Genomic DNA, 23609 nt, shown 5'->3' on the forward strand with positions numbered 1-23609 from the left:
TAGTAGCCTATGCGCTAAGGGCATTAGCCGCGTAGGCTGCTGCCTTGGGGGGCGAAATTTTGTGAGGCGACTACCCATCCGCGATTAACGAGCCGCATCCACCTTCACTCGTCTGCCGCTCTCGAACGATCTAATTACCGCATCCGCGATCGCTAACGCGCGATATCCGGCAGCGGCATGAATCGGAGGCTGGTGCCCGGCCATGAACGCCGCCAGCATGGCATCCACATGTTTATCCATCGTTAGATGGAACTGACGATCGGCGTCATTGAAGTATCCCGCTTCCCAGGTTTCCCCGAGCTCGCTTCCCGAAGGATGGAACGTATACTTCTTGACCGTATCGTGAATGACGACACGTCCTTTGGTACCGTCGAGTTCCAGCCGATGCGCGTCCGGATACGCGTAGGACGAATCGTAAGTTCCAATGAGAGTGCCAACCGCGCCGCTGCTGAATTTCAATGCAAGGGCAAGGGTTCGAAAGCCCGCTTGGGTTAAGTCGGACATCTCCGCTGACACCGCTTCAATCGGGCCGCACAGATACTCCAGCATATCGAAGCCATGGCACTGCGTCTCGATGAGATTGGCATGCGGGTGAGTGCTTGCTCCCTCTCCGCCGAAGCGCCAGGATGCGAAAGTCAATTGCCCGAGCCGTCCCGCGTCGATCGCTTCGCGTGCCAGTTGAACCGGCTTAGCATACCGATGATTAAAGTTAATCGCAAAGAACAATCCTCGCTTGTCCGCTTCGTTCAACAGAATATCCGCTTCTCGCAAGGAAAAAACCAAGGGCTTTTCCACAAATAGCGGCACACCTGCCTGAATGATCTGAAGCGTCGTCTCGAAATGCCCCTGATTCGGCAAACATAGGCTGACCAAATCAGGCTGCTCCTTCTCCAGCATAAGGGCAAGATCCGTGTAAGCCGTAGTGTGAAACTGCTCAGCACGCTCCCTCGTTTTCTCCGAATTTCGCCCAACCAGCGCGCAGAAATCAACGTTCTCATGCGCGTCGAAAATTCTGGCATGCTGCCTTCCCCAACCGCCTGTGCCCACTAATGCTACTTTTACCTTTCGCTTAGCACTCATTGCTCGATAATCACCTTTCCGGTATCGCCCTGGAAGAACAGTTCATAGGCTTCTTGGATTCTGCTCTGCGGGAATCGATGCGTGATGATTTGCTGGAGGTAAGGCAAATTCGCCAAGAGCCGTTCATGATTATCCTGCAAATCCTTGTACTGGAAATACTCGCTGCCAAGCACTGTCCGCTCCGTCGCGATCAGGTCGCCGGAAACGTTCAAATGCAACTCTTCACCATGCCCTACACATACGAGTGCACCGGGCTTGTTCAGACAGTTTAGTGCAGTTTGGCGCGCCACTGTTCGGCCGCTTGTATCAACGGCCAGATCGACACCCTCGAACTGCATCGCATCGAGCCGCTCACGAACGCTCTCACGGCCAAGATATACCGGAATCGCCCCCATCCGCTCAGCCAATTGAAGGCGGTATTCGTTGAAATCCATGATAAATACTGGCGTTTCCGCACCAAGCAGCAATTTGATCATCGCCAGAACGCCAAGTCCGATTGGGCCGGCGCCGGCTATAACGGCTGATCCAATGTGCGGAAGCACTTGAAGGCCGCGGTTGACGGCATGTCCGCCCGTTCCCATAATATCCAGCAGCATTGTCGCTTCGGCCATCGGGATGGAGGGATCCATTTCAAAAAAGACATTTTCGTTCACCAGCATGTAAGGTGCATAACCGCCATCATGCGAGAACCCGTAATCCGCACGTTTGCTCAGACACAAGTTGGAGAAGCCGGACTTGCAATTCCGGCATGATCCGCAGAAATCCATCAGGAAAACAACGCCATGCGCGCCTTCGCGCACCGCTGTCCCCTCTCCCGCGGCAATAACGATGCCGGCTGCCTCATGACCCGGCACGACGCGTGTTCCATGCTCGAACTGTCCGCGGTCTGACCCGCACAAGGCGTTCGCTTTCACCTTCAGGAGCAATTGCCCGGGACCGGGCACCGGAATTTCTTTTTTCCCGTATTCGATTCGTCCTCCACCTGCAAAGATAGGGACCGTCATCGTGCCAATTGCGCTTGTGTTTTCCATTGTCAAATCTCCTCCTCTAGGCCGCAAAAGTTATCGTGTATATACGAATAATGATATAATAACGAACGAGATTTGCCTGACAGGAATCAATGATCTTCTTGTCAAAAACACTTATTCCTACAAGCAGATGAAAGGATGAAAGGATAACCAAGATGGCAATAATGGACAATCTCATGAGGAACCACATCTCTCCTCATGTTCGGCTTTGCTACACGTTCGAACGTTCTGACTTCTTTCAAGGGCCGCGTCGGCTGCTCGACTATCTGTTTCTGTATTTGGAAAAGGGGCGCTACGTGCTGACGATCGAGGGGAAGGAGTACGAGCTGCTTGAGGGGGAATTTGCACTAATCCAACCCGGTTTGCTGTTTACAACACGCGGTTACGGCGAGTGCGTTGTCCCGAATGCTCATCTGGATTTCTTCTACAATTCGCTGCGCGAGCAGAGCTTCGTCACCACGCCCGGATTGACGAACTTGAGCCACTACGCCGACCTGTTGCAGCCACGGCTTGACGAGCTGGGACTGTCCCAACTTCCGCCGATCATCGCTCCCGAGAACCCGAAGAAACTGAAGCAAACCCTTCAGCAGATGATTGACTGCTACAAAAATCACGACATCGTGAGTACGATCAAGGTGCAGCAATTGGCATTGGAACTGCTGGTACAACTTATCGGCAGCAGCGGACGCCAAAGTCCGTCCACCGATTATTACGAGCATCGTTTCCGAGCGCGCATGGAAGCTTATTTATCCTCCAACCTGTCGGCACCTCTAAGCATCGCTGCAATGGCACAGCATATCGGCTATTCCGAATCCCATTTCTGCCTTATGTTCAAGCAGATCTTCGGCGAACCGCCGCACAGCTACCTCATCGGATTGCGAATCGGCAAAGCAAAAGAGCTGCTGAGCACCACCGAACTGCATCTCGAGGTCATCGCCGAATATTGCGGCTTCGCCAACGCCTCGCATTTCTCCAAAGCTTTTAAACAAATTACCGCGCTAACGCCGAGCGGGTATCGGCAGAGCTCGGAGGAGCAGGATGGGAGTTGATTCGTACACAACACAACATAAAAAGCCTCAATCCCCGCATTGGGCGGAAATTGAGGCTTTTTTGATCACGTGACAAACCGGCTATTCCCCATTCACACAGAGCTCTTGTCTTAGAAGAATGTTAAGCTTCTCCGGGGGATTGCAATGCGGATGATTCATGAAAATCTCATGGATTTTCCCTTTGACTTGATACCCTTCTTCAGCAACTCCATCCACTAATGCGCGTACCGAAGATTCGATTTGATCGTAGCTTCCCGTATGTAATAACTGCGCGCAATAGCGCTTGGGTGCAGCCGTCAAAGAAAGTTCAAAGTCGAAACGTTCAAGCTTATTCTTCAGCTCCCGGACGGTGACGTGAAATAAATCGTAGCTGATATAATCCGGAACCCACATCATTGCTGTAAAGTCCGTTTCCTCTTCTCGCGCTGTTCCCCACGCCATTTCGATCGGCATTCTACTGAAATTTTTCCCCAGCTCCCGCACCGTGTGATACTTGACCCGATTGATGAACCGGCCTATCGTCCAAACTTCTTTATACTCATGCATCTTGTAGATATCACGATTTCCGTATCCCGAAGCAATCAAGTATTGCATCTGGGGGATATGATAATAATGGATGGCCTTGTCCCTCAACGAATAGTACGCTTTGTTGGATCTTCTGACATCTTCTCTTACCACTTCAGATCTGGGAATCATGCTAACAGACAACCCCTTTACATGTAGTTGTAATCGAATCGTACAGGTTATGTTCTTGATTACTTTCCTTTTAGCGAATTCGTAATCTTCGCCTTGGCCTTCAGCTCTGTCAGCCATGTAAAGGATAGTTCTTGAACCTTCTGACTGATGAGCTGTTCCTTAATTTCATCTTGTTTCTCTGCAAGTGTCGCTGCCTTCGCTGCCTTATGGTCGGTTACTTTGATGATATGATAACCATACTCCGACTTGATCGGTTCACTAAGCTCGCCAACTTTAAGCGAGAACGCTGCATTTTCAAACGCAGGGACCATGGTGCCCTTGCTGAAGTAGCCAAGATCGCCGCCAGCGGCACCACTGCCTACGTCAGTTGATTTTTCTTTCGCCAGCTTCGCAAAATCCGCCCCTGCCTTCAACTGCTTTAGGATTTCATCAGCTTCTGCTTTCGTTGCGACTAAGATATGCGATGCTTTGACCTGCTCAGGTACATCGAATTCAGCTCTATTTGCTTCGAAAAATTGTTTTACATCCGCGTCAGTCACTTTCACGCTCGGTTCAATGATCTTCCGAATGCGAAGCTGCATCGGTGTTTGCTTCTTCAAATCTTCGAGGGTCATGCCCGCTTGCTGCAGGGCATTTTCAAATTCCGCTTCAGACGGGAAACGCTTCTTGATTTTGGCTATTTCCGCATCCACATCCTTGTCGCTGATTACGATCCCTTTTTTAGCCGCCTCTTGCTTAATAAGCTCGTCTTGAATCAGGTTGTCCAACGTTTGCGCCCCGCCTACTGCAATCATCGCTGTGTACAGCTGGTTCCTCGTAATCGATACGCCATTAACGGAACCAATCGCTTCATTGCCGGCATCGCCTAATGGAGACTTCTCGGGCTTGCTCGTAATCATGACTGAATTCGATGAGGCATTGTAGTTGACCGTGGCACCCAGCATTTCAGCCGCGGACCGAATAGGTACGTAAGTAACCCCCTTAATGGATACCGGTTCTACCGTTGATTTCTTACCATTTACGACCAAACTCATTTTTGTTGCTGCGTACGCTCCCGCACCAGCCGCTAACGTCATACCCACTACGATCAGTGCTGTGATTCCCACTCTACGAGATAGGATGCTGCTTTTCGTTTTGCTCACCGAATAAACCTCCCGCCGGAATAATTCCGATAACTTTGAATGGATTGCATACTAGGATTCTATATCATTGCTTTGGATATATAAACCATTCCGATCAGAAGACTACTTTAGTCATTACAAAAACTCCCTTCTATCCGCGAAATATCGCAAATAGAAGGGAGCCCTTTGTAGTTCTATCCTATTCCCACTCGATCGTAGCCGGCGGCTTCGAAGTTACGTCGTAAACGATACGGTTTACGTTGTCGACTTCGTTGACGATACGAACCGAGATTTTCTCAAGTACGTCCCAAGGGATACGTGCCCAGTCTGCTGTCATGCCGTCGATGGAAGTTACGGCGCGGATACCGACCGTGTACGAATACGTACGCGCATCGCCCATAACGCCAACGCTCTTCATGTTCGGCAATGCTGTGAAATACTGCCAAATTTCGCGGTCAAGACCTGCTTTGGCAATCTCATCACGCAGAATCGCATCGGAATCGCGAACGATCTTCAGCTTTTCTTCCGTTACTTCGCCAAGCACGCGGATCGCAAGACCCGGACCCGGGAACGGCTGACGCCATACGATTGCTTCGGGCAGACCGCATTCTTCGCCGACTTTACGAACCTCGTCCTTGAACAACGTTTTAAGCGGTTCAACGAGCTTGAATTTAATATCTTCAGGCAAGCCGCCGACATTGTGATGCGACTTGATGGTTTGTGCAGTAGCCGTACCGCTCTCCACGATATCCGTGTACAGCGTGCCTTGTGCCAAGAATTCGAAATCGTCGAATTTCGCGGACTCCTCTTGGAACACGTAAATGAACTCGTTGCCGATGATTTTACGCTTCTGCTCCGGATCGTCTACGCCTTTCAGCTTGCCCATGAAACGCTCTTTGGCATCGATTTTGACAACCTTCATATCGAACTTGCCTACGAACGTTTCCATAACGCCTTCCGCTTCGTCTTTACGCAGCAAGCCGTGATCGATGAACATACAAGTTAACTGGTCGCCGATTGCTTTGTGCAGCAGGATCGCTACAACGGAGGAATCCACGCCGCCGGACAATGCGCAAAGCACTTTGCCATTGCCCACTTGTGCACGGATATCGCGGATCGTGTCATCAATAAACGTAGTCATGCTCCAGTTGCCTTCGCAGCCGCACACGTTGTAGAGGAAGTTGCGAATCATTTCGTTCCCTTGTACGGAGTGACGTACTTCCGGGTGGAACTGTACGGCAAAAATTTTGCGATCCGGGTTACTCATCGCCGCGATTGGCGCATGGTCCGTGCTCGCATCAACGCGGAAGCCTGTCGGCAATTCCACAACGTGGTCGCCGTGGCTCATCCATACCGTCTGATTGCTGTCCAGATCCTTCACGAGCTCGCTGCCCGCGATGAATTCCACATCAGCTTTACCGTATTCGCGTTTGCCTGCACGCTCAACTTTACCGTCAAGTTGGTGCGCGATCAGCTGCATGCCGTAGCAGATACCGAAGATCGGCAATCCCAGATCATAAATCGCAGGATCTACAAGCGGCGATTTCTCTTCATACACACTAGCGGGTCCTCCCGAGAACACGATGCCTTTCGGCTGCAGCTCGCGGATCCGTTCCACCGAAGTATTGTATGGCAGCAATTCGCTGTACACGCCTAAATCCCGGATACGTCTTGCAATTAACTGGTTGTACTGTCCGCCGAAATCGAGGACGACGATCATTTCATTTGGCTTGTCCACTTTTTTAAAGCCTCCCTCAAATCATTGTGTCAATTATATATAGGCGCTTAGTGACAGTCAAGGCGAATGGGGGCAATGCGATGAGGATATGGTGAACAGTTGCGCCGCCGTATGGGCGGAGCACGAGACGAGCGAGCGAAGTCGGCTTAGTTGGCGGAAATTGGGTGCGGTTTATAAGGCATGAAGTGCGGTCGTGGAGCTTCTTGGTGCGGTATTGAGCGATGTGCGGCGAGGGAGCTTCTTTATGCGGAATTGAGCGATATGTGGTTAGGGAGCTTCTTTATATGGAATTGAGCGATGTGGCGAGGGAGCTTCTTTATGCGGAATTGAACGATGTGTGGCGAGGTAGATCTCGGGGAGGGCCAGAGCTTGTAATGTAACTTACTAACTTCACCTCTCTTCAGCTCAATTGTCCACCTCTACAGTAGCCGGGTGAAATAATGGGTAAAATTACCTTTATAAGCGCGGTGGGTTGTATTCTAACGGTTGCCATAGCGCTTATTCGGTCTTTTTTAGCCTCCTATTTTCTCTAACGGTTGCCAGGAGACCTTATTTGGCCTATATGAGTGGAAAACACACCTAAATCGCGAAATAGCCTCTCTGGCAACCGTTAGAATTTCGGAACGCCATAAAATGGGGGATTAGACGCGCTGGCAACCGTTAGAATTCGGAAGTGGCTTCTCGACAGCCAGTAGGTCTCTAAGTGAGCTACTTTGTACAACATTGAACGGTTCCCGCCAATGCTGATCTCTGGGAGGAGAGCTACTTTCTGCGAAATCCCGCGTTTTCGGCGAATGTAGGTCTCTGGGTGAGCTACTTTAAGGGAAATGCGTGCGTTGTGTGGCGATGTAGATCTCTAGGCGAGCTACTTTAAGCGAAATCCCGCGTTCGGCGAATGTGGATCACTGGGAGAGCTACTTTAAGAGAAAACGTGCGTTTCCCGCCACTGTGGATCTCAAGGTGAGCTACATGAGCAGCGTCCAACTAAAAAAACCGAGCCGCCTCACAGGCGGCTCGGTTCTGCTTTCTTCACACGATGGATCTACTCTTGCTCCGTCGTTGCTGCAACTGCTGTTGTTGCGGCTGCGATGGATTGGTTTGTTTTGTTTTTGGCCAGCTTCAGGTAGCCGTAGACGTTCTGGAATTCGCTGTCGTTCACGAAACGAAGGCGAACGGACCCAGCCTCCTCGTTAATGTACTCGCGCAGTGCGGAAGCTCCGCCGCCGAGGACATAGAAGCACTGGATGTCCGGGTTCTTTTTCCACCGCTTCAGAATCAGATCAAGCACCTTATTAGCAGCACGGTTGAAGTAGTTGTCCACGATCGGCTGAATATCCGCCTGACCTTCGCCAATGCGCTGGATGGTGTAGTCCCGGTTCTTGATGCGCTGAATCAGCTTCGTGCGGCTTGGGAACCGGTGGCCAAACTGGTCTTCGACGTCACGGATTATATTGTCGAGGTAGCCCGCAAGGCCGAATTGCTCGCCTGTGCTGAACTGGTTGTCGATGCTCATCCGTTTAATGACCGGGAAATCCGTCGTGAGCGCGCCCATTTCGCAAATCCCGATGCAGCCGTAGTACAGCTCTTCGTTCTTCACCGTTAGGTTGTCGTGTGTCGCCATGTGGAACAGCGCTGCAGCGCCTTCAATGGAAACAACCGCACGCTTGATAATGACGCGAATGGAACGGCCGCGAAGCTTCGGCGTGGAAAGGAATGTCACCTCATGTTCGCCTACAAGGCGCTCCTCGAACGTTTTGTGAAAACCTGCATATGTACGTACCGGCAAACCCGTTCCCACGATATACTCTACCGCTTGCGTCGTTTGTCCCTCTACCGGCTCATAAGTTTGACTAGTCAGCCCCGCATAGGCCAGCGCCGTCAGCGCCACGATCAACGCTTGATCGCTGGTTGCTTTGTTATCGGTCTCTTCGAGCTCCGAAATATCCTGATCTTCCATCGCCAGCAAGCCTACGAAGTAGCGCTGGTTGTTTTTCTTGAGTTTAGGGCTGTATACCCGTACGTCCAGTGCTTTTAGCGGTGAATCCTCGTCTTGAAAAATATGGCGCTCATAGCCCGGGGAGAGAATGCTTGGCACTACAATCGGCTCTGACGCTCCATCAATTACCAGTTTTACACTATCGTTTCCTACGTCAATACCTGCAATTTTAATCACAAGAGTGCCTCCGTTCATTGTCATAGCCTATTTCCGCTGTTTAAGGTGAACCAATTCGCTATATTGCGACAAAATCCTTTTTTATCACTCTTTTTTCCCCATGTATAAGTTTTTGCTATCAATCTGCCGAAATAGTTCGGTGTGTATGTTTTTTGCTGTGTCTTAGGACGCATAGAAACGGAAAGTCCAACAAAAAACTGTAGGAGGTAAGCATGAAACTTTTACCGCGCAACACCCATTTCACCTTTCTTGTCTTACCAGACGGCAGCAAGCCAGCGCTGCGGTTTCGGGTTTCTACCGCCCTATTACTGGTGATCCCCATCCTTATCTCCTTGCTGATTGTTATAGCATCAACGCTATACCTACTTCATGAACGTAACAGCCATCAGCTGGAACTGCTTCAACTGCAGCTCGCTTCGGAATCCGACGCCCATCAAGATCAACTGGCAGACAAAGAAGCAATCATTGTTAAGCTGCAAACCGATCTGGTTCAATTGGCCCAACAGGCCGATGCCGTAGATGCCCGAATGGAAGAGCTGAGCAAGCTGGAATCCGATATGAAATCGCTCGTAGGGCTCTCGTCGGACAAGACAGCTAAAGAAACAGACGGTGACGGCGTTGGGGGCGAGCAGTTGGATGCAACCGATGCGGATATCCGGGAGCTCGCAGAGCAGACCAAATCGTTCTATACTTCTATCGGCGGCGAAATCAGCGAATTGAAGAACAGACTGACCTCCACCCGCAAAGAGGTGCAAAAAAAGAAGCAAGTCCTCCGATTGACGCCTACCTATTGGCCAACGGAGTCGGAGCGCATTACCTCTTTGTTCGGGGTCCGAATTGATCCTTTCACGAATCATCCGGGCGTACATAAAGGCATGGACATTGCCGGCAAAACAGGCGACTCTATCTTCGCGGCAGCAGATGGCTACGTGCAAGATACCGGATATATGACGGAACGCGGGAATTACATTGTCGTCTCCCACAAGAACGGCATTGCTACAAAATATATGCATTTGAACAAGGTACTGGCGCAAGAAGGAGAGCGCGTAGAGCAAGGTGATCTTATCGGTTTGCTGGGCTCAACGGGCCGCAGCACAGGACCGCATCTTCATTTTGAAGTGATGAAGTATGGGGTGTCTGTCGATCCAAAACCATATTTAAAAATGGGGATAAAGGGGATACCAACTGATGTTCAATTGGAAAAGAGACAAGATTAGCGCCAAGCTGACCGATACGTTCATCGGGGAAGGTACGATTGTTGAAGGCACGATCCGATCTGCGGGCGGCGTCCGTTTGGAAGGACAGCTGCGCGGAGATATATCCTGCGATGGCGATGTCGTCGTGGGCGAAAGCGGTTTTGCCATATCCAATATTACGGCCCGCAATGTTATTCTAGCAGGACAAGTTACGGGCAATGTTCATATCACGGGCAAACTGACCATCTCCGCAACGGGCAAACTATATGGCGATATGACTGCCGCTACGTTGACGATTGAAGACGGCGGTCTGTTCCAAGGAAAAAGTACCATGGATCACGACGAGCCTGCAGTCAACCCTGTAGATCGAAGAAGCGGAATCGAACGTCGCAGCGGAAACAGCGGCAACTACACGGGCGTCGAGCGCCGCAGCGGATATGACCGCAGAGATATGGTGGTTGGTGAAGACGGCGCTGTTGTATGGGCCGCTCCGAAGAAAATCAGCTACCGTGCGATCGATAAGACCAGCGAAACGGATGAGACATCTGGTAACGATAGCAGCGGGATTGAAGGTAAATTAGGAGAAGAGCGTGCTGCCTCAAGCAATGATTCCTTGAATCGCGATCCGCTTCGGGAAAGCGGAAAAGCTTTTATCAGCAGCATCAGTGGGGGCAGCAAACCGACAAGTGCGGCTGTTGATACGTCGTTGGCAGACAGGGATGCGGGTAGAGGCGATGACCGGACAAATCGGGATGCGCAGAAAGACAAAGAAGTGTTTAATCAAGTCATTAGCCGAATCACTCAAGGTGTAAATGAGGCGGAGCGTGCTGCTTTGAGCGGTGTGATTTTGCCGGAAGCCGTCAAAGTTGCCGTTACTCTGGGTCAAAGTGAGGTCGCGGCCGGATCGGAATTCGTGAGTGAGCACTCGGAGCTGATGGATGAGAACTCGGTGAGTGCGGTCGATTTGGTGCTCGATGCCGGGAGCTTCGTGAGTGATAGTGTCGGTACGGTTGAAGAGGTACAGGCAGATCAAGTGAGTGCGGAGTGCTTCGAGGCGATCAGCGTGAATACTTCGATGGAGACGGCAAGTGAGAAAGCCAGTGTGGAGCGCTTCGAGGCTGATCGTGTACGTACGGAGGGCTCTGAGATGGATCGTGTAAGTATGGAGAGCTTCGAGGCGGACGATGTTAGTGGAGACTTGAGTGATCGTGTGATCGTGGATGTGAACGTGGACGGTGCTCAGGTTGGCGTTGAAGAGGCAGTCGCTCAAGCGGAAGCTGCGGCAGATGCCGCAAACGTGGATGAAGGTAGTACAGCTCAACCTAGCGTAGTGGCTGATTCTCCGGCCAAGGAGAATGCAGCTATTGCTGCTGCAACTAGAGATGTACCGGCGGCTGCGGCTATGAATGTTAAAAACAGTTCGGAGCCAATTAAACCTTCTGATAACGTGTATAGCTATGGCTTCGAGGAACGAGCGAATGGCAATGCTTCGACTAACGAGCCTGCACAACGCAGTGCGGAGGAAGCAGCGGCTTTGCTGAAGAACTGGTAAGCCGGCGCGCACTGGCGGGCGAGGTAGCGAAATGTTGCAGATTCTGCAACATATTGAGGTGTTAAAGCCATTAGTTGGTCAGATGTTGCGCTATATGCAACATTTTCAGCTTAACCAGCCCGTTGGGAGTCATTCCTGCCCAAAATGCTGCATTTCGGACAATAATTTGCTGTTTGAAGCATCGGGTGTAGGAATTTGTTGCATATTATGCAACATTTCTAGCGGGAGGTCAGAAAAAGAGGGCTCCAACCAACCACGCGGTTCGCGGAGGGGATTTCACTGTTCGAAACTCGCTTACCTTTGTTATGCAAAAAAACGGAAGGCTGGCTCACATGTGTATTCGTACACTTGTGAGCCAGCCTTCTTCTGTTTCATTAGGGCTGTCGCGCTTGTAAGCCGGCGACAAGCACGGTCATCTGCTGCAGCGTTGGCTGGTTATGCCAATGCGCGTCATAACGCGCCGCTTCATCCCAGCGCACAAATTCAGCGACCAGCTTCGCGGTTTCCGGCGGCAGGCCTGTCAGCGCCTCCGCCGCGAATTCGCGCGTGGTTCGGTGCAGCGGCTTCGCACCGCACCTGCTATACAGCTCGCGCCAGCAGGCGTCCGCGAGCTGGAGGAAGTGCCCGCGGGCCGCGGTTTGCCGGCCCGCTTGAAGCGCGCTGCCGTAGCGGCGCAGCGCGCTTCCGAACGCGAAGCGTTCGCTCTTGCGCCGCCGCGCGGCCGCCAAGGCGAGCCCGGCTGCGCCGGCGGCGCTCGCGGCTAGCGCGGCCATGGCCCACGGCTTCGCCGCCATGGCGCCTTGCGCCGCCTGCGCGAGGGCATGCGCCCCGCGCTGCGCGGCATCGGCGGCATGCTGCGCCGCCGCCTGCAGCTGCGCTGCCAAGCGCCCCGCCGCTGCGCGGGCGGCGCTGCTTGCGGCTTCGCCGCCGGACGCAGCCCCGGCTGCGCCAGCGGCCGCGTCAGGCTGCGCCCCATTGCCTGCCTCCCCGGCAGGCAACAGGGCTTCGCCGGCGGCACCGCTGCCCGGTGCCGCAAAACCCGGCGTCGGCTCAAACGGCAGCCAGCCGACACCCGGGAAAAACACCTCCACCCAAGCGTGCGCATCACTCGCACGCACGGTGTACAGCCCCGCTGCACCGCCGGCGGCGCGCTGGGCGGGCTCGCCAGGGGCAAACCCCTTCACATAACGCGCGGGGATGCCTTGCGTCCGCAGCATGACGGTCATCGCCGATGCAAAATGAACGCAGTACCCTTGCTGCTGCCGAAACAGAAAATCATCGACAAAGTCGGCTCCCTCAGCCGGAATCGTCGACTGCAGCGTGTACGCGTACCGGCTGCGCAAATACGTCGCGATCGCCTCCACCTGATCGTAGCGGCTCGCCGGATTCCCGGCATCCGCAATAACCTGCGAAGCCAGCTCGCCAACCTGCGCAGGCAATTCCTTAGGAAGCTGCGTATACGCATCCTCCAGGGCTACCGTCTCAACAAAAGCACGGGTCCCCGCTGCCTCCGTACCTTTTCCGTCTTCGCTAACCGCATTGTTCTCCGCACTACTCGCATTTCCCCCTGCACCTGCACTTGCACTTTCACCTACTCCTGCACCTGCCTCCGTACCTTTTCCTGCTGCCCCCGCACTACCCTCTTCATCACTTCCCACTTGCTCTCCGGCACTCCCCGCGCCACCCGCCACCGGCTCCACACTCGCCGACAGCTTTCTCAGCTCGTCCAGCGCCAGTTCGGGCAGCTCAGCCGCCACCGTATAACTGACCACTCGATCCTTCTCATCGATCGGATAGAGCGCTCCCGTTGCCGCATCGCGCCGGTAGCCAGCCGTTTCGCCGTCCAGCATCCGGATAGCGGTAATCTTCGCCTCCGCTCCGCCTGCCAGCAGCGGCCATCCGGCTGTCGGATGAACGGCGGTTATCGTTTGCACCAACAGACGCGCGTCTTCCTCCGCTTCGTAGGTCGAGACGTTCAGCGTGAGCCAATCGTGGACATTTTGCACCCAGCCTTTGCCGGTATAGTCGGATTTGCTTTCGGCACGCAAGTAGGTCGCTTCCTTCGAAGCTACGGTGAATAAGACCGAACGGTCCGGTGTTAACGATCCGCCAAGCACCTGATCATCGATCCCATACCCGGTTATGCCCGAGTCGCCTAATCCCTCGGCAGCCATCGCTTCCTCCGCTGTAGTAACGTGACTTTGTCGCCCCGCTCCCCCGCTCTGATGCTCCAGCAGCTTCTGCTGTCCCCAATCTACGGCTTCCGCAGCCCACAGGGCAGGCTCGTTTGGCGTTTGTCTCGCTAAGCTCCATACGGCGCCAATGCCTACTGCCAGTATGAGAACGACCATCCATGCTGAGCCGTTCCACCAAGGGAGCGACCAGCCTGCCATCTGATTGTTGCCATCCTCCCTCGCGCGGATGAACAGATTGGATCCGATTAAACGCTCCATCCGCGGCACCGTAACCAGCGCGCCGAGCAGCAATCCTTCCGCAAGCGCGCGCATCAGATTCGGAAACACCTGCAGACCCAAGAAACCATACAGCATCAGCAAATACACGACCGTCAGCGCGGCAAGCCCAAGCCCCCACTGCCTTAGCCATACTAAGGACTGCAGCGCCAGCGCCATCATCCCAAGCCCGCTGACTAGCAGCACCGTTCGCATTTCTCCGCTCAGCACGATTTTCCCCTGGAGCAATTGGCCTACATCATGGGTGAACGCATGCACTAACCCCGTCAGCGCATCCAGCCCCGAAGCATACTGCCCCTGAAACAGAATAAGCACCGTCCCCATCGTAATGATGCTATTGAGCACAATCGATAACCACGTCGGAGGCACAAAAAGACCGACAGCGAGAAACAGACCGACGGTCGCCAGCAGCGGCTCAACCTGATACAGCTCCGTATATTCCTTCAGCTGCGCAAGCGGGAGAAGCCATTCCACGATCAGCCCAAACAGCAGCAAGCTCGTTACGAGTCGGCGCGATCCCATTTGAAAAAAATCCAGCCCCGTCCGCTCTCGCTGCCGCCTCGACAGCTGCGCACCGCCGTTCCCGCCGTTCCCGCCGTTCCCGCTGTTAGCTGCTTGCTGTGCTGACATCCAAGGCGCCTCCTTCCTTGTTCGCAGTCATACTGAGTTCCGCCATCGCCGGCGCTTGTTTCCGGTAGGACAGCGGTACAGGCAGCGCCTTCACGCTGCAGTCCGTGCCTTGAAGCCGCGCGCGCCAATTCACTTCCGCCGGGGCCGCCTCGGTCTCTGCAAAAGAAAGCAGCAGCACCAGCTTCACGCCCCGCACAGCCGCGAGCTTGGCGCCGTAGAAGACATTTTCCGAGGCATTGGATTCCCTCGCTACAGCACCGGCACCTTTTGTACCCGCAGTCAGGCAAATCAGTGCAGAGCCCCGAGGCATTCCCGCCACAACGTCAGAGAGACACTGGGACATCGGCTTCCGAGGCGAAGTTCCCCACTGTAAGCGGGCAAGCTTCTCTTCCGCAGCCAGCAGCGTACTTCTCTCTCCCGCGCGCACGACAAGCTCCAATTCATCGGTGGTCAGCACGACAACGCTTTTGCCTTCCCGTACCGCCTGCCTCATCACAAGCACCGCACGTCCGACATGCGCATCGAACAGCCTCATGTCTGCGCCGTATGCGGATTTCGATGTATCGAGCAGCACAATGAGCTGACCAGCCTCTTCTGCATTGCTGATCCTCGTCTGCATCCCGAGCCCTCTGGCCATCGCTCGCCAATCGATTCGCCTAGGCGAATCGCCGGGGATATAGCTGCGCACATCCGGTCCCGCTCCGCCGCGGCTTGCACGCGCAGCAGCCGTTATCATCTGGCCGCCAAGCGACGCGATAGGCTGGCGCTCGCTGCTCTTCGCACTTGGCCGGAAACCCGGCAGGTCTGCAAAAGCTTCCCCAGCCGGCGCCATTGCATGAACAAGCAGACTTCCCGGACACTCCACTTCGATTTTGCGAACCGTCAAACCCAGCATATCCCCGGCCGATACTTGCAGCGGGTTGAATTTGAACTCCCCCCTGCGCAGTCCTCGGACCGAGTAACGAATGTGGAATACGCGTTTAAATCCGGGCAGAAAAGCATACTCCACCTTCAGTCCCTTCCCGGACTGGGCAGTACCCGGTACGATAGCTTCGCTCATCCCCAGCCACATGAAAGGCACGGGCCTGCTAAGCCGCAGCGTCAGCAGCACCTGCATATCTCCTCCGTCGTATAGTCCCTCAGCATCGACTATGGAGCGTTCGACCGTAATTTTCCCTACCGCCATATACGGCAAAATAATACAGCAAAACGCCACCGCCGCCGTAACCGTAGCAAGCAGCCACTCCACTGCGCCCCCTCGCGCATGAAGCGCCGCCATGCTGGCGCCAAGCAGCAGAATCAACACTGCGCGCGCCACGAAGCGACTGCGCAGCCTCACCCCTTCGCCCCATTCTAGGGGCGCTGCATTTTCAAGCCCTGCCTGGCCAGGTCCTGTCTGACTTTGCACCGGTCTTTGCCCTTGTCCTTGTCCTTGCACTGGTCCTTGCCCTTGTCCTTGTCCTTGTCCTTGACCTTGCCCTGTCTCAGCCAGCCCCGATTGCTCCGCCCGTTTCATCGCCGCCGCCCGCCATCGCCGGACGGAATCGGAATCGGCTGCGCAGACATAATGGCGCTAAGCACCGCGGCGGCGGTTTTCCCTCGCACCAACGCTTCATCGCGCACGAGCAGACGATGCGCAAGCACATGCTCCGCCGTTTGCTTCAAGTCATCCGGCACGACAAACCGCCGCCCGCTGATATAAGCCGTGGCCTGAGCTGCTCGCACCCAGTCCAGCGTTGCCCGCGGACTGGCGCCAAGCAGCAGATCCTGCGACGTTCTGGTCGCACTGACAATGTGAACCGCATAGGCCATCAGCGCCGGATGAACATGAACGGACAGCGCATCCCGCTGCATCCGCAGCCATTCCTCCGGGATGATGACCGGACGCAGCGATTCCGGCTGCAGCCGCTGCGCGGTTTTCCCCTCCAGCATCGCGATCTCATCCTCTGCTGCCGGGTAGCCGATCGACAACCGCATCATGAACCGATCAAGCTGCGCCTCAGGCAGCGGGTACGTGCCGTCGTCGCGCAGCGGATTTTGCGTAGCGAGCAGCATAAAAGGCTGCGGCAGCAATCGCGTCTCGCCATCTGCCGATACGCTCCGCTCTTCCATCGCTTCAAGCAGCGCGGACTGCGTGCGCGGCGGTGTCCGGTTGATTTCGTCGGCAAGCACGACGTTCGCCATCAGCGGCCCCTGCCGGAATACGAGCTCGCCTCGTTTGCCATCCCAAATCATACCGCCGACCACATCGGCAGGCTGCATATCTGAAGTAAACTGAATGCGGCGGAACTCGCCTCCCATCACGCGGGCAATGGCCCGCACGAGAAGGGTTTTGCCGACTCCCGGGACATCCTCCAGCAGCACATGCCCACCGGCCAGCAGACTGCTAAACACCTGCGTGACGACTTCTTTCTTGCCAAGCAGCACACTATTCACTCTAGCCATCATCAGCTGCAAGGATTGCTGGGCTGCCTCCGGCCACGCATCCTGCTGCAAACCCTTATCCCCCGACTCCGCCACTCTGCTGCCATACGGCTGCTCCGACATTTGTTTCGGTATCATTTGAGCTTCATCTCCTACTCTTCCAACCTATGAATTCCTCTAGTTGATAGTTTCGCCAGACTGCGCTCTCTTTACACCTTCCCTCAGGTTTCTATTTACACGGAACAGGGCAGGCTGTAGGATGATTTTTACATACGTGACGCTTTCCGTAAGATGATGTGATGGAGGGTTTGCCATGGATCCCATTATGATTGATTTTCCGAACGAATTTACGACGGACCGTTTGTTCATTCGCATGCCATTGCCGGGAGACGGCAAGGCTGTTCTTGAAGCTCTGAATGCCTCGATGAACGAGCTGAAGCCATGGATGAAATGGGCACAAGAGGAGCATTCGGAGTATGAGGCTGAACGAGGTATTCGCGAGGCTCACGTGAAGTTCTTGCAGCGGGACAATCTTCGCCTGCATGTGTTTCTTAAAGAATGCGGAACCTTCATCGCATCGGCAAGTTTGCATGGCTTGGACTGGGATGTGCGCAAGTTCGAGGTCGGGTATTGGATCGATAGCCGGTACGGCGGGCAAGGGTATATGATCGAAGCCGTCGAGGGAATCTGCAGCTTTGCCTTCGAGCAGCTGCAAGCACGGAGGTTGGAGATTCGCTGTGACACCCTCAACACCAGGAGCATGCTGATTCCGCAGCGGCTCGGCTTTGAGCTAGAAGGCATCATGCGGAACGAGGACCTCTCTGCTGATGGCAGCGAGTGGCGGGACACGTGTATTTTTGCGAAGATAAGGTAAACTATACCGCACCGCACGCGCCTCCCGGCACGCGGTGCCATCGCGGCACCCGGTGCTCGGTCACACTCTAGCGGCCAACCTCCGGTCACAGCTCGACTAGAGGTGAGCGATGCCTTTGCGTTCGACTTCCTAATTCCGGAGAGTTACCAGAGGAAGTACCTGCTGTCTTAGTTATCCTTATATTCATTTGTTTTCGCTTGTTTTCTTTTTACATGGCATGGTTGTACTCGGCTAATTGGTCTGTTTTGGTGAGACTTTCGGCTGAGGATGCGGCCCAATTGTAGGAGTTTAGGGGCTGAGAGTTCGCATTTGTGACTCTCGGCTTCTATTTCCGATGGGTTGGTGCTGAGCGTTCCTTGTACTTGAATGGATCCGCTAGACAGATGAGACGCGGACAACAACGTATCGGACCTATCAAGTGGTCAAATTTGTCCATTAGAACAAAAATAACGTACATTCACTGTTTTTAGGGTCACCAATGACCATTAGAATGCATACTTCACGGTTTTAACTGTCTTTTTCCTCGCTTATGGATACTAATGACCGCAAGAAAACTAAAATTACAATTAATCGATGTTAACGGTCACTAATGACCGTATGAAAAAATCTAACGAACCAGACAAATAAGCGCTGTACGGTTCGTTAGCCCATGACGCCTGCATGCCGCGATTAGCTAAAGTACCGCAAGAGGCGCGTTATTCGGGCGGATGTCTTACTCACGAGAAGCTACCGATCCATTCGGTTCGCTAGCGCATTCCCCGAGAGTCTAACGCAACGCGGATGCGCAGGGGCGTCATCTATCCGCCCAGTCGCCCCGCCCCCCGAAGCATACCGACCTACCAAAAAAGGGTTGTCCGGAAGCCAATCGGCTTCCGAACAACCCTTTTCTACGGCAAGCTACAGCGCCTGCGCTGCCTCGAGCACCTCTTGCACATGCCCCTTCACGCGCAGATTGCGCCACTCTCGTACCAGCTTGCCTTTCTCATTGATGAGGAAGGTCGAGCGAACGAGTCCCATATACTCTCTGCCGTACAGCTTCTTCATCTGCCACACGCCGTACAGCTCGCATACGCGATGCTCCGGGTCTGCCAGCAGCTCGTAAGGCAGCTCGTATTTCTCCGCAAACCGCTCATGCGTCTGAACATCGTCGATGCTAATGCCGAGCACAACCGTATTACATTCGCCGAAGGCTGCATAGGAATCCCGGTAATCGCATGACTCTTGCGTGCAAGCCGGCGTCAAATCCTTCGGATAGAAGAACAAGACCACCTTCTTGCCCGCAAATTGACTTAAGCTGATTTCACGTCCGCCCAGGGCGGGCAGCGTGAAATCGGGTGCTTTTTTCCCTACGAATGCTTTTGCTTTAATCGCTCTTGCCATCGGACTTCTCCCCCACTACTTAAGATCCCGCACCCCGGTAACGCTTCACGCCATGATTCCAGATCGTCAGGCCAATCGCGAATACGACAATCCCCACAACCGGCGTAAGGAGCGCAAGCGACGATAGTCCTTCATGATCCTTCTCCAGGAAATAAGAAGCCGGGATGACGCCGACGAAGGCAAACGGAAGCAGCCACGTCAGCAGGAATCGAATGATTTTGTTATAAATGTTAACCGGATATCGGCCATAGTTCGAAATATTGTACATCAGCGGCAGTATACCCGTTGGCGCATCCGAATAGAATGAGATGGCCGTCAGCGAGGTGAACAGCCCTGCGTAGATCATCACCGAACCAATCGTAAACACGGCAAGCATGATAATGTCGGTAAAAGAAAACGCGAGCCCCAAATCTCCCCAGCTAAGCACCATAATTATAAGGCCGACAAGCGAACCGAACAAGGACGGCGGATCGAGATTTTCCAGCAGCACCTGATACAGATTATAAGCCGGCCGCGTTAGGACGCGGTCCATTTCCCCTTTGACAATATACCGTTCGCTGAAGTTCCAGATGTTGAAGACGGCACCGAAAATGCCTGCCGGCACCATGAAATAACCATAGACGAAAATCACTTCCGCCTCGGACCAGCCTCCAAGCGAAGGCGTATGTTGAAATACGATCAGGATAAAGATCAGATTGACCCCTTGGAACAACAGGTCGGATAAGAGCTCCACCCAGAAGTCCATCCGGTAGGTTAGTTTTGTTTTGGCATAGTTCTTCATGTACTCCACTGCAAGCGACCAATAAAACATGTCCTCAACCTCCCTGCACGAACAATCGGGACCGCGCCTGACGCCACACCCATGCGATGGGAATGATTAAGACGACGAACCAGATCAGTTGAATTCCGAACACTCGCAGCACATCGTCGCCTGCCGTACGGCCGGTGAAGACGGAGCTTGGCAGGTAAGTGATCGCTTGGAACGGCAGCCATTTCATCGTGACGGCAAGCCAGCCCGGGAAGAAGGAAATCGGCACGATCACGCCGGAGAACAAGTCGACAACGACGCGCTTCATCCGCAGCATTCCCTCGTTATTCTCAACGAAGAAAGCAAACAAACCCACGAGCATATTGATTTGCGTATTGATTAAGAAGCTGAACAGCAGCATCACCACATAGATGCCCCATACGCCGGGATCCGTCGGCAGCTTCACCGGGAAAATAAGACAAACGATGGCAAGTCCGGGTCCCATGAACAGCAGCAAACGGAACAAACCTTCGCCGAAGCCCTGCATGAGCTTCACGAACAAATAGTTATAGGGCCGGATGAATTGAACCGCCACGCTGCCATCACGGATTTCATTGGCGATTTCACGGTCCAGGTTATTGAAGTAGAACGCCCTCGCCATCCAGGAAACCGCTACATAGGTCGTCATTTGGGCCAGCGTGAATCCGGCCAGCACCTTCTGCTCGCCGAAGATCGCTTCCCACAAGAAATAATAAGCGCCGATATTGATCGTGTAGATGACAATACCGCTGTAATAATTGACGCGATAAGCCAGCATCATAAGAAACCGAATACGGATAAGGTCTAAGTAGGCGCTGTTCATGATTGCGGCTCCTTCTCCCTATCCGAAGCGGCAGCGACCGGCACTTTGACAGCTTCATTGACGGCATCCGCCGTTACGGAGCTTTGGCTCAGCTTCTCTGTCGCTTCCGTGGATGCGGAGCCGGATTGGTAAATCTCGCGAACGATATCGTCGGTATTCGTCTCCGTGATCTTAATATCGCGGATATCCGCCCTGCTGCCGACTACGCGGGCAAGGGCGTCCGACACATTGACTTCATGCGGCAGCCACATCGTTGCGGTCAGCTCGTTGTCGATCGTCCAGTGCACGCCTTCCAAACCTTCCGTCAGCTGTTTCAGCACATCGTGCGGAGGCATCTCGCCGAATTGGAATTGCAGCTCGCGGCCTTTGCTCCATCTCGACTTCAGCTCCTCCAAGCTGCCGTCATAGATGATCCGTCCATCGTCAAGCATGATAACGCGTGAACACAGGGCTTCGATATCCTGCAGGTCATGGGTGGTCAGCAGAATGGTCGTGCCGTGCTCGCGGTTGATTTTTTTGAGAAACTCCCGAATCTCCGTTTTCACTACGATATCCAGTCCGATCGTCGGCTCATCAAGGAACACGATCGATGGGTTGTGCAGCAGTGAAGCAACAAGCTCACAGCGCATCCGTTGACCGAGGCTCAGCTTCCGAACAGGACGGTTAAGAAGATCGCCAAGGTGCAGCCGTTCCACGAGTTCATCAAGCCGCACGCGGAACTCCGCTTCCGGTACGCGATACACCTTGCGCAGCAGCTGGAACGACTCGATCACGCCGATATCCCACCAGAGCTGGCTGCGCTGACCGAAAACAACCCCGATCTCGCGCACGAATTTTTCCCGTTCCTTATATGGAACGTAGCCGTTCACTTTGAGGTGGCCGGAGGTCGGCACAAGAATGCCTGTCAGCATCTTGATCGTCGTGGATTTGCCCGCCCCGTTCTCGCCTATGTAGCCGCAAATCTCCCCTTGAGGGATTTGAAAGGTGATGTCTTTTACCGCCGTGATATCGTTGTATTCCCGCTTGAACAGATCCTTCAGCGCACCGCCGAGCCCTTCGCGGTTCTTCTGAACCTGGAACTGTTTCCGCAAATCTCTTACATCTATTGCCAGCATAGGATGCTAAGCTCCTCTCTTCTTCGCCTTCGACATTTCCTGGGAAATATCTGGCTTTTTCGATTCTATCAGATAAAACTTGCTTCTCTACGACAAACCATTTTATAATTTTATGATATGTAATGCTATAGTGAATTTATCGGCACCGGACAACTAACCCTAAATTATAGCTGCTCACTAGGACTCATTACCCCTGCTCCGCGTCGGCTTCGGATTCTCCACCGTACACGGACCTATTACAAGGAGGAACAGAACTTTAATGTCACGCTCCCAGAAAAATAAGAAGAAAAAGCCCTGGAAATGGGCACTGTTTGGCGGACTCGTCGCAGTTGCTTTGGTAGTCGGCTATTTCGTTTATCAAGGTGTCGGCGTCTACAACGGACTCGAAAACTTCAGCAAACCTAAGGAAGAATCCCGCTTCGGCCAATTCGAAGAGGTTGCTGAGGAGAAGCCTCCTGAATGGGAAGGCACGGAACGCGTCAACATTCTCATTATGGGCGGCGACAACCGCGGCTTGAAGAAAAGCGAAACCGCTCGTTCTGACTCCATGATGGTCGTTTCGGTGGATCCGGTGACGAAGAAAGCTCATCTGTTCTCCGTGCTTCGCGATACGTACGTCGATATCGAGGGACATGAAGATGGCCGGATTAATACGGCACTGGCGCTTGGCGGTCCTAACCTGGCCATGAAGACCATCGGCGGCTTGCTTGGACTGGATATTCAATATTATGTGTATACGGACTTCGAAGGATTCAAATCTCTGATCGATGCGATCGGCGGCATTCAGAATTTCGAGGTTGAGAAGAATATGAACTACGTCGATAATGCAGACGGCAACCGGTACGACATTCATTTGAAGAAAGGCATTCAGGATCTGGACGGTACGACAGCGCTGCAATATGTTCGCTTCCGTCATGATGCCATGAGTGATTTCACCCGTACCGAACGCCAGCGCAAGCTGCTCAACGCGGTTGCGGATAAGATGAAGAACGGCTGGAACCTGCTGAAGATGAAGAAGATCGTGGACAGCATTCAGCCTTACGTAGAATCCAACATTGAAGTTTCCGACATGATCAAGCTTTCGCAGCTGGGTGTTCAAACCCACATTGCGGGTCAAGCGCAGGTGCCTCCTATGGAGCTTATCGGCGACAAGAAAGTCGGCGGCGCTTCCGTACTGTCCGTACGTGATGACAACGAACTGCTGCAGTTCGTGCAAGACGAGCTGACGAAGGATACAGCCGCAACGCCACCGGCAGTTGCCGGCAGCGGCAATGCTACCGAGAGCAATGGCACGAATGCCGGCTCGAACGGGAATACGGCAAACGGAAGCAAATAAACGCAGGAATATGAGGGTGAATGGGCCGATGGCGGTCCGTTCACCCTCTCTTTGGTTGTACTGCTGCAGTTTCTAGCGTTACAATAAGGTATTGTATAGGTTGTACGGAGTTGTACACCTGCAAGGAGTATCGTGC

The 23609-nt window shown here is 53.7% G+C and carries 18 protein-coding genes; 5 read left to right on the plus strand and 13 right to left on the minus strand.

The window, feature by feature from the left end; all coding sequences use genetic code 11:
• Positions 1-84 precede the first annotated feature (84 nt).
• Both BM412_RS24140 and BM412_RS24145 read right to left on the minus strand, forming a co-directional pair.
• On the minus strand, positions 85-1080 hold the full coding sequence (locus BM412_RS24140; RefSeq protein ID WP_091224093.1) for a Gfo/Idh/MocA family protein: 996 nt from the start codon (positions 1078-1080) through the stop codon (positions 85-87).
• A complete protein-coding gene (locus BM412_RS24145; protein ID WP_091224094.1) occupies positions 1077-2111 on the minus strand; it encodes an alcohol dehydrogenase catalytic domain-containing protein in 1035 nt (344 codons plus the stop codon). The genes BM412_RS24140 and BM412_RS24145 overlap by 4 nt, the downstream gene beginning before the upstream one ends.
• 152 nt (positions 2112-2263) lie before the next feature.
• Between BM412_RS24145 and BM412_RS24150 the strand changes: the two genes are divergently transcribed.
• The gene (locus BM412_RS24150; protein WP_091224095.1) at positions 2264-3157 is read left to right on the plus strand and encodes a helix-turn-helix domain-containing protein; all 894 of its coding nucleotides are present in this window, start codon (positions 2264-2266) and stop codon (positions 3155-3157) included.
• An 81-nt stretch (positions 3158-3238) separates the two neighbouring features.
• Here BM412_RS24150 and BM412_RS24155 read toward each other — a convergent pair whose 3' ends face one another.
• The 4 genes from BM412_RS24155 to BM412_RS24170 form a co-directional block, all read right to left on the minus strand.
• Positions 3239-3853, minus strand: a complete 615-nt coding sequence (locus BM412_RS24155) for a GyrI-like domain-containing protein (RefSeq protein ID WP_091224096.1) — start codon at positions 3851-3853, stop codon at positions 3239-3241.
• Between the two features lie 59 nt (positions 3854-3912).
• The gene (locus BM412_RS24160; RefSeq protein ID WP_091224097.1) at positions 3913-4995 is read right to left on the minus strand and encodes a peptidylprolyl isomerase; all 1083 of its coding nucleotides are present in this window, start codon (positions 4993-4995) and stop codon (positions 3913-3915) included.
• 178 nt (positions 4996-5173) lie between these two features.
• Positions 5174-6712 (minus strand): glutamine-hydrolyzing GMP synthase, encoded by a 1539-nt coding sequence (gene guaA / locus BM412_RS24165; RefSeq protein ID WP_091224098.1) that lies wholly within the window; start codon positions 6710-6712, stop codon positions 5174-5176.
• Positions 6713-7754: 1042 nt separating this feature from the next.
• On the minus strand, positions 7755-8885 hold the full coding sequence (locus BM412_RS24170; RefSeq protein ID WP_256256565.1) for a ParM/StbA family protein: 1131 nt from the start codon (positions 8883-8885) through the stop codon (positions 7755-7757).
• Positions 8886-9097: 212 nt separating this feature from the next.
• On the opposite strand from BM412_RS24170, the gene BM412_RS24175 reads away from it, so the two are divergent.
• Together BM412_RS24175 and BM412_RS24180 are read left to right on the plus strand one after the other, a co-directional pair.
• Complete coding sequence (locus tag BM412_RS24175; RefSeq protein WP_091224100.1) at positions 9098-10102, plus strand: M23 family metallopeptidase; 1005 nt, start codon at positions 9098-9100, stop codon at positions 10100-10102.
• A complete protein-coding gene (locus tag BM412_RS24180) occupies positions 10074-11633 on the plus strand; it encodes a bactofilin family protein (protein ID WP_091224101.1) in 1560 nt (519 codons plus the stop codon). Before BM412_RS24175 ends, BM412_RS24180 begins: the two co-directional genes overlap by 29 nt.
• Before the next feature lie 374 nt (positions 11634-12007).
• On the opposite strand, the gene BM412_RS24185 is transcribed toward BM412_RS24180, so the two are convergent.
• The 3 genes from BM412_RS24185 to BM412_RS24195 are packed head-to-tail and all read right to left on the minus strand — an operon-like array spanning position 12008 to position 17296.
• Entirely contained in the window at positions 12008-14734 is a 2727-nt protein-coding gene (locus tag BM412_RS24185) for a transglutaminase-like domain-containing protein (RefSeq protein WP_256256566.1), read from the minus strand.
• Complete coding sequence (locus BM412_RS24190; protein ID WP_091224102.1) at positions 14712-16250, minus strand: DUF58 domain-containing protein; 1539 nt, start codon at positions 16248-16250, stop codon at positions 14712-14714. Before BM412_RS24190 ends, BM412_RS24185 begins: the two co-directional genes overlap by 23 nt.
• Entirely contained in the window at positions 16247-17296 is a 1050-nt protein-coding gene (locus tag BM412_RS24195) for an AAA family ATPase (protein ID WP_256256567.1), read from the minus strand. The genes BM412_RS24190 and BM412_RS24195 overlap by 4 nt, the downstream gene beginning before the upstream one ends.
• Before the next feature lie 175 nt (positions 17297-17471).
• Between BM412_RS24195 and BM412_RS24200 the strand changes: the two genes are divergently transcribed.
• The gene (locus BM412_RS24200; RefSeq protein WP_091224103.1) at positions 17472-18032 is read left to right on the plus strand and encodes a GNAT family N-acetyltransferase; all 561 of its coding nucleotides are present in this window, start codon (positions 17472-17474) and stop codon (positions 18030-18032) included.
• An 897-nt stretch (positions 18033-18929) separates the two neighbouring features.
• On the opposite strand, the gene bcp is transcribed toward BM412_RS24200, so the two are convergent.
• From bcp to BM412_RS24220, 4 genes are read right to left on the minus strand one after another with little or no spacing between them, the layout of a single operon-like run.
• On the minus strand, positions 18930-19412 hold the full coding sequence (bcp, locus tag BM412_RS24205) for a thioredoxin-dependent thiol peroxidase (protein WP_091224104.1): 483 nt from the start codon (positions 19410-19412) through the stop codon (positions 18930-18932).
• Positions 19413-19431: 19 nt separating this feature from the next.
• A complete protein-coding gene (locus tag BM412_RS24210) occupies positions 19432-20223 on the minus strand; it encodes an ABC transporter permease (RefSeq protein WP_091224105.1) in 792 nt (263 codons plus the stop codon).
• A 4-nt stretch (positions 20224-20227) separates the two neighbouring features.
• Positions 20228-21022: an ABC transporter permease gene (locus tag BM412_RS24215; RefSeq protein WP_091224106.1), complete on the minus strand. Its 795-nt coding sequence runs from the start codon at positions 21020-21022 to the stop codon at positions 20228-20230.
• A complete protein-coding gene (locus BM412_RS24220; protein ID WP_091224107.1) occupies positions 21019-22137 on the minus strand; it encodes an ABC transporter ATP-binding protein in 1119 nt (372 codons plus the stop codon). Before BM412_RS24220 ends, BM412_RS24215 begins: the two co-directional genes overlap by 4 nt.
• A gap of 259 nt (positions 22138-22396) precedes the next feature.
• Here BM412_RS24220 and BM412_RS24225 point away from each other — a divergent pair, with 259 nt between their 5' ends.
• Entirely contained in the window at positions 22397-23473 is a 1077-nt protein-coding gene (locus tag BM412_RS24225) for an LCP family protein (protein ID WP_091224108.1), read from the plus strand.
• The last annotated feature ends 136 nt before the right edge of the window (positions 23474-23609 follow it).

Source organism: Paenibacillus sp. BC26 (genome assembly GCF_900116125.1).
GTDB lineage: Bacteria > Bacillota > Bacilli > Paenibacillales > Paenibacillaceae > Paenibacillus_Z > Paenibacillus_Z lignilyticus.

Coding starts and splice junctions, on each gene's coding strand:
- BM412_RS24140 (WP_091224093.1), bottom strand. CDS start 1,080: ATGAGTGCTAAGCGAAAGGTAAAAGTAGCATTAGTGGGCACAGGCGGT.
- BM412_RS24145 (WP_091224094.1), bottom strand. CDS start 2,111: ATGGAAAACACAAGCGCAATTGGCACGATGACGGTCCCTATCTTTGCA.
- BM412_RS24150 (WP_091224095.1), top strand. CDS start 2,264: ATGGCAATAATGGACAATCTCATGAGGAACCACATCTCTCCTCATGTT.
- BM412_RS24155 (WP_091224096.1), bottom strand. CDS start 3,853: ATGATTCCCAGATCTGAAGTGGTAAGAGAAGATGTCAGAAGATCCAAC.
- BM412_RS24175 (WP_091224100.1), top strand. CDS start 9,098: ATGAAACTTTTACCGCGCAACACCCATTTCACCTTTCTTGTCTTACCA.
- BM412_RS24180 (WP_091224101.1), top strand. CDS start 10,074: ATGTTCAATTGGAAAAGAGACAAGATTAGCGCCAAGCTGACCGATACG.
- BM412_RS24185 (WP_256256566.1), bottom strand. CDS start 14,734: ATGTCAGCACAGCAAGCAGCTAACAGCGGGAACGGCGGGAACGGCGGG.
- BM412_RS24190 (WP_091224102.1), bottom strand. CDS start 16,250: ATGAAACGGGCGGAGCAATCGGGGCTGGCTGAGACAGGGCAAGGTCAA.
- BM412_RS24195 (WP_256256567.1), bottom strand. CDS start 17,296: ATGATACCGAAACAAATGTCGGAGCAGCCGTATGGCAGCAGAGTGGCG.
- BM412_RS24200 (WP_091224103.1), top strand. CDS start 17,472: ATGGATCCCATTATGATTGATTTTCCGAACGAATTTACGACGGACCGT.
- bcp (WP_091224104.1), bottom strand. CDS start 19,412: ATGGCAAGAGCGATTAAAGCAAAAGCATTCGTAGGGAAAAAAGCACCC.
- BM412_RS24210 (WP_091224105.1), bottom strand. CDS start 20,223: ATGTTTTATTGGTCGCTTGCAGTGGAGTACATGAAGAACTATGCCAAA.
- BM412_RS24215 (WP_091224106.1), bottom strand. CDS start 21,022: ATGAACAGCGCCTACTTAGACCTTATCCGTATTCGGTTTCTTATGATG.
- BM412_RS24220 (WP_091224107.1), bottom strand. CDS start 22,137: ATGCTGGCAATAGATGTAAGAGATTTGCGGAAACAGTTCCAGGTTCAG.
- BM412_RS24225 (WP_091224108.1), top strand. CDS start 22,397: ATGTCACGCTCCCAGAAAAATAAGAAGAAAAAGCCCTGGAAATGGGCA.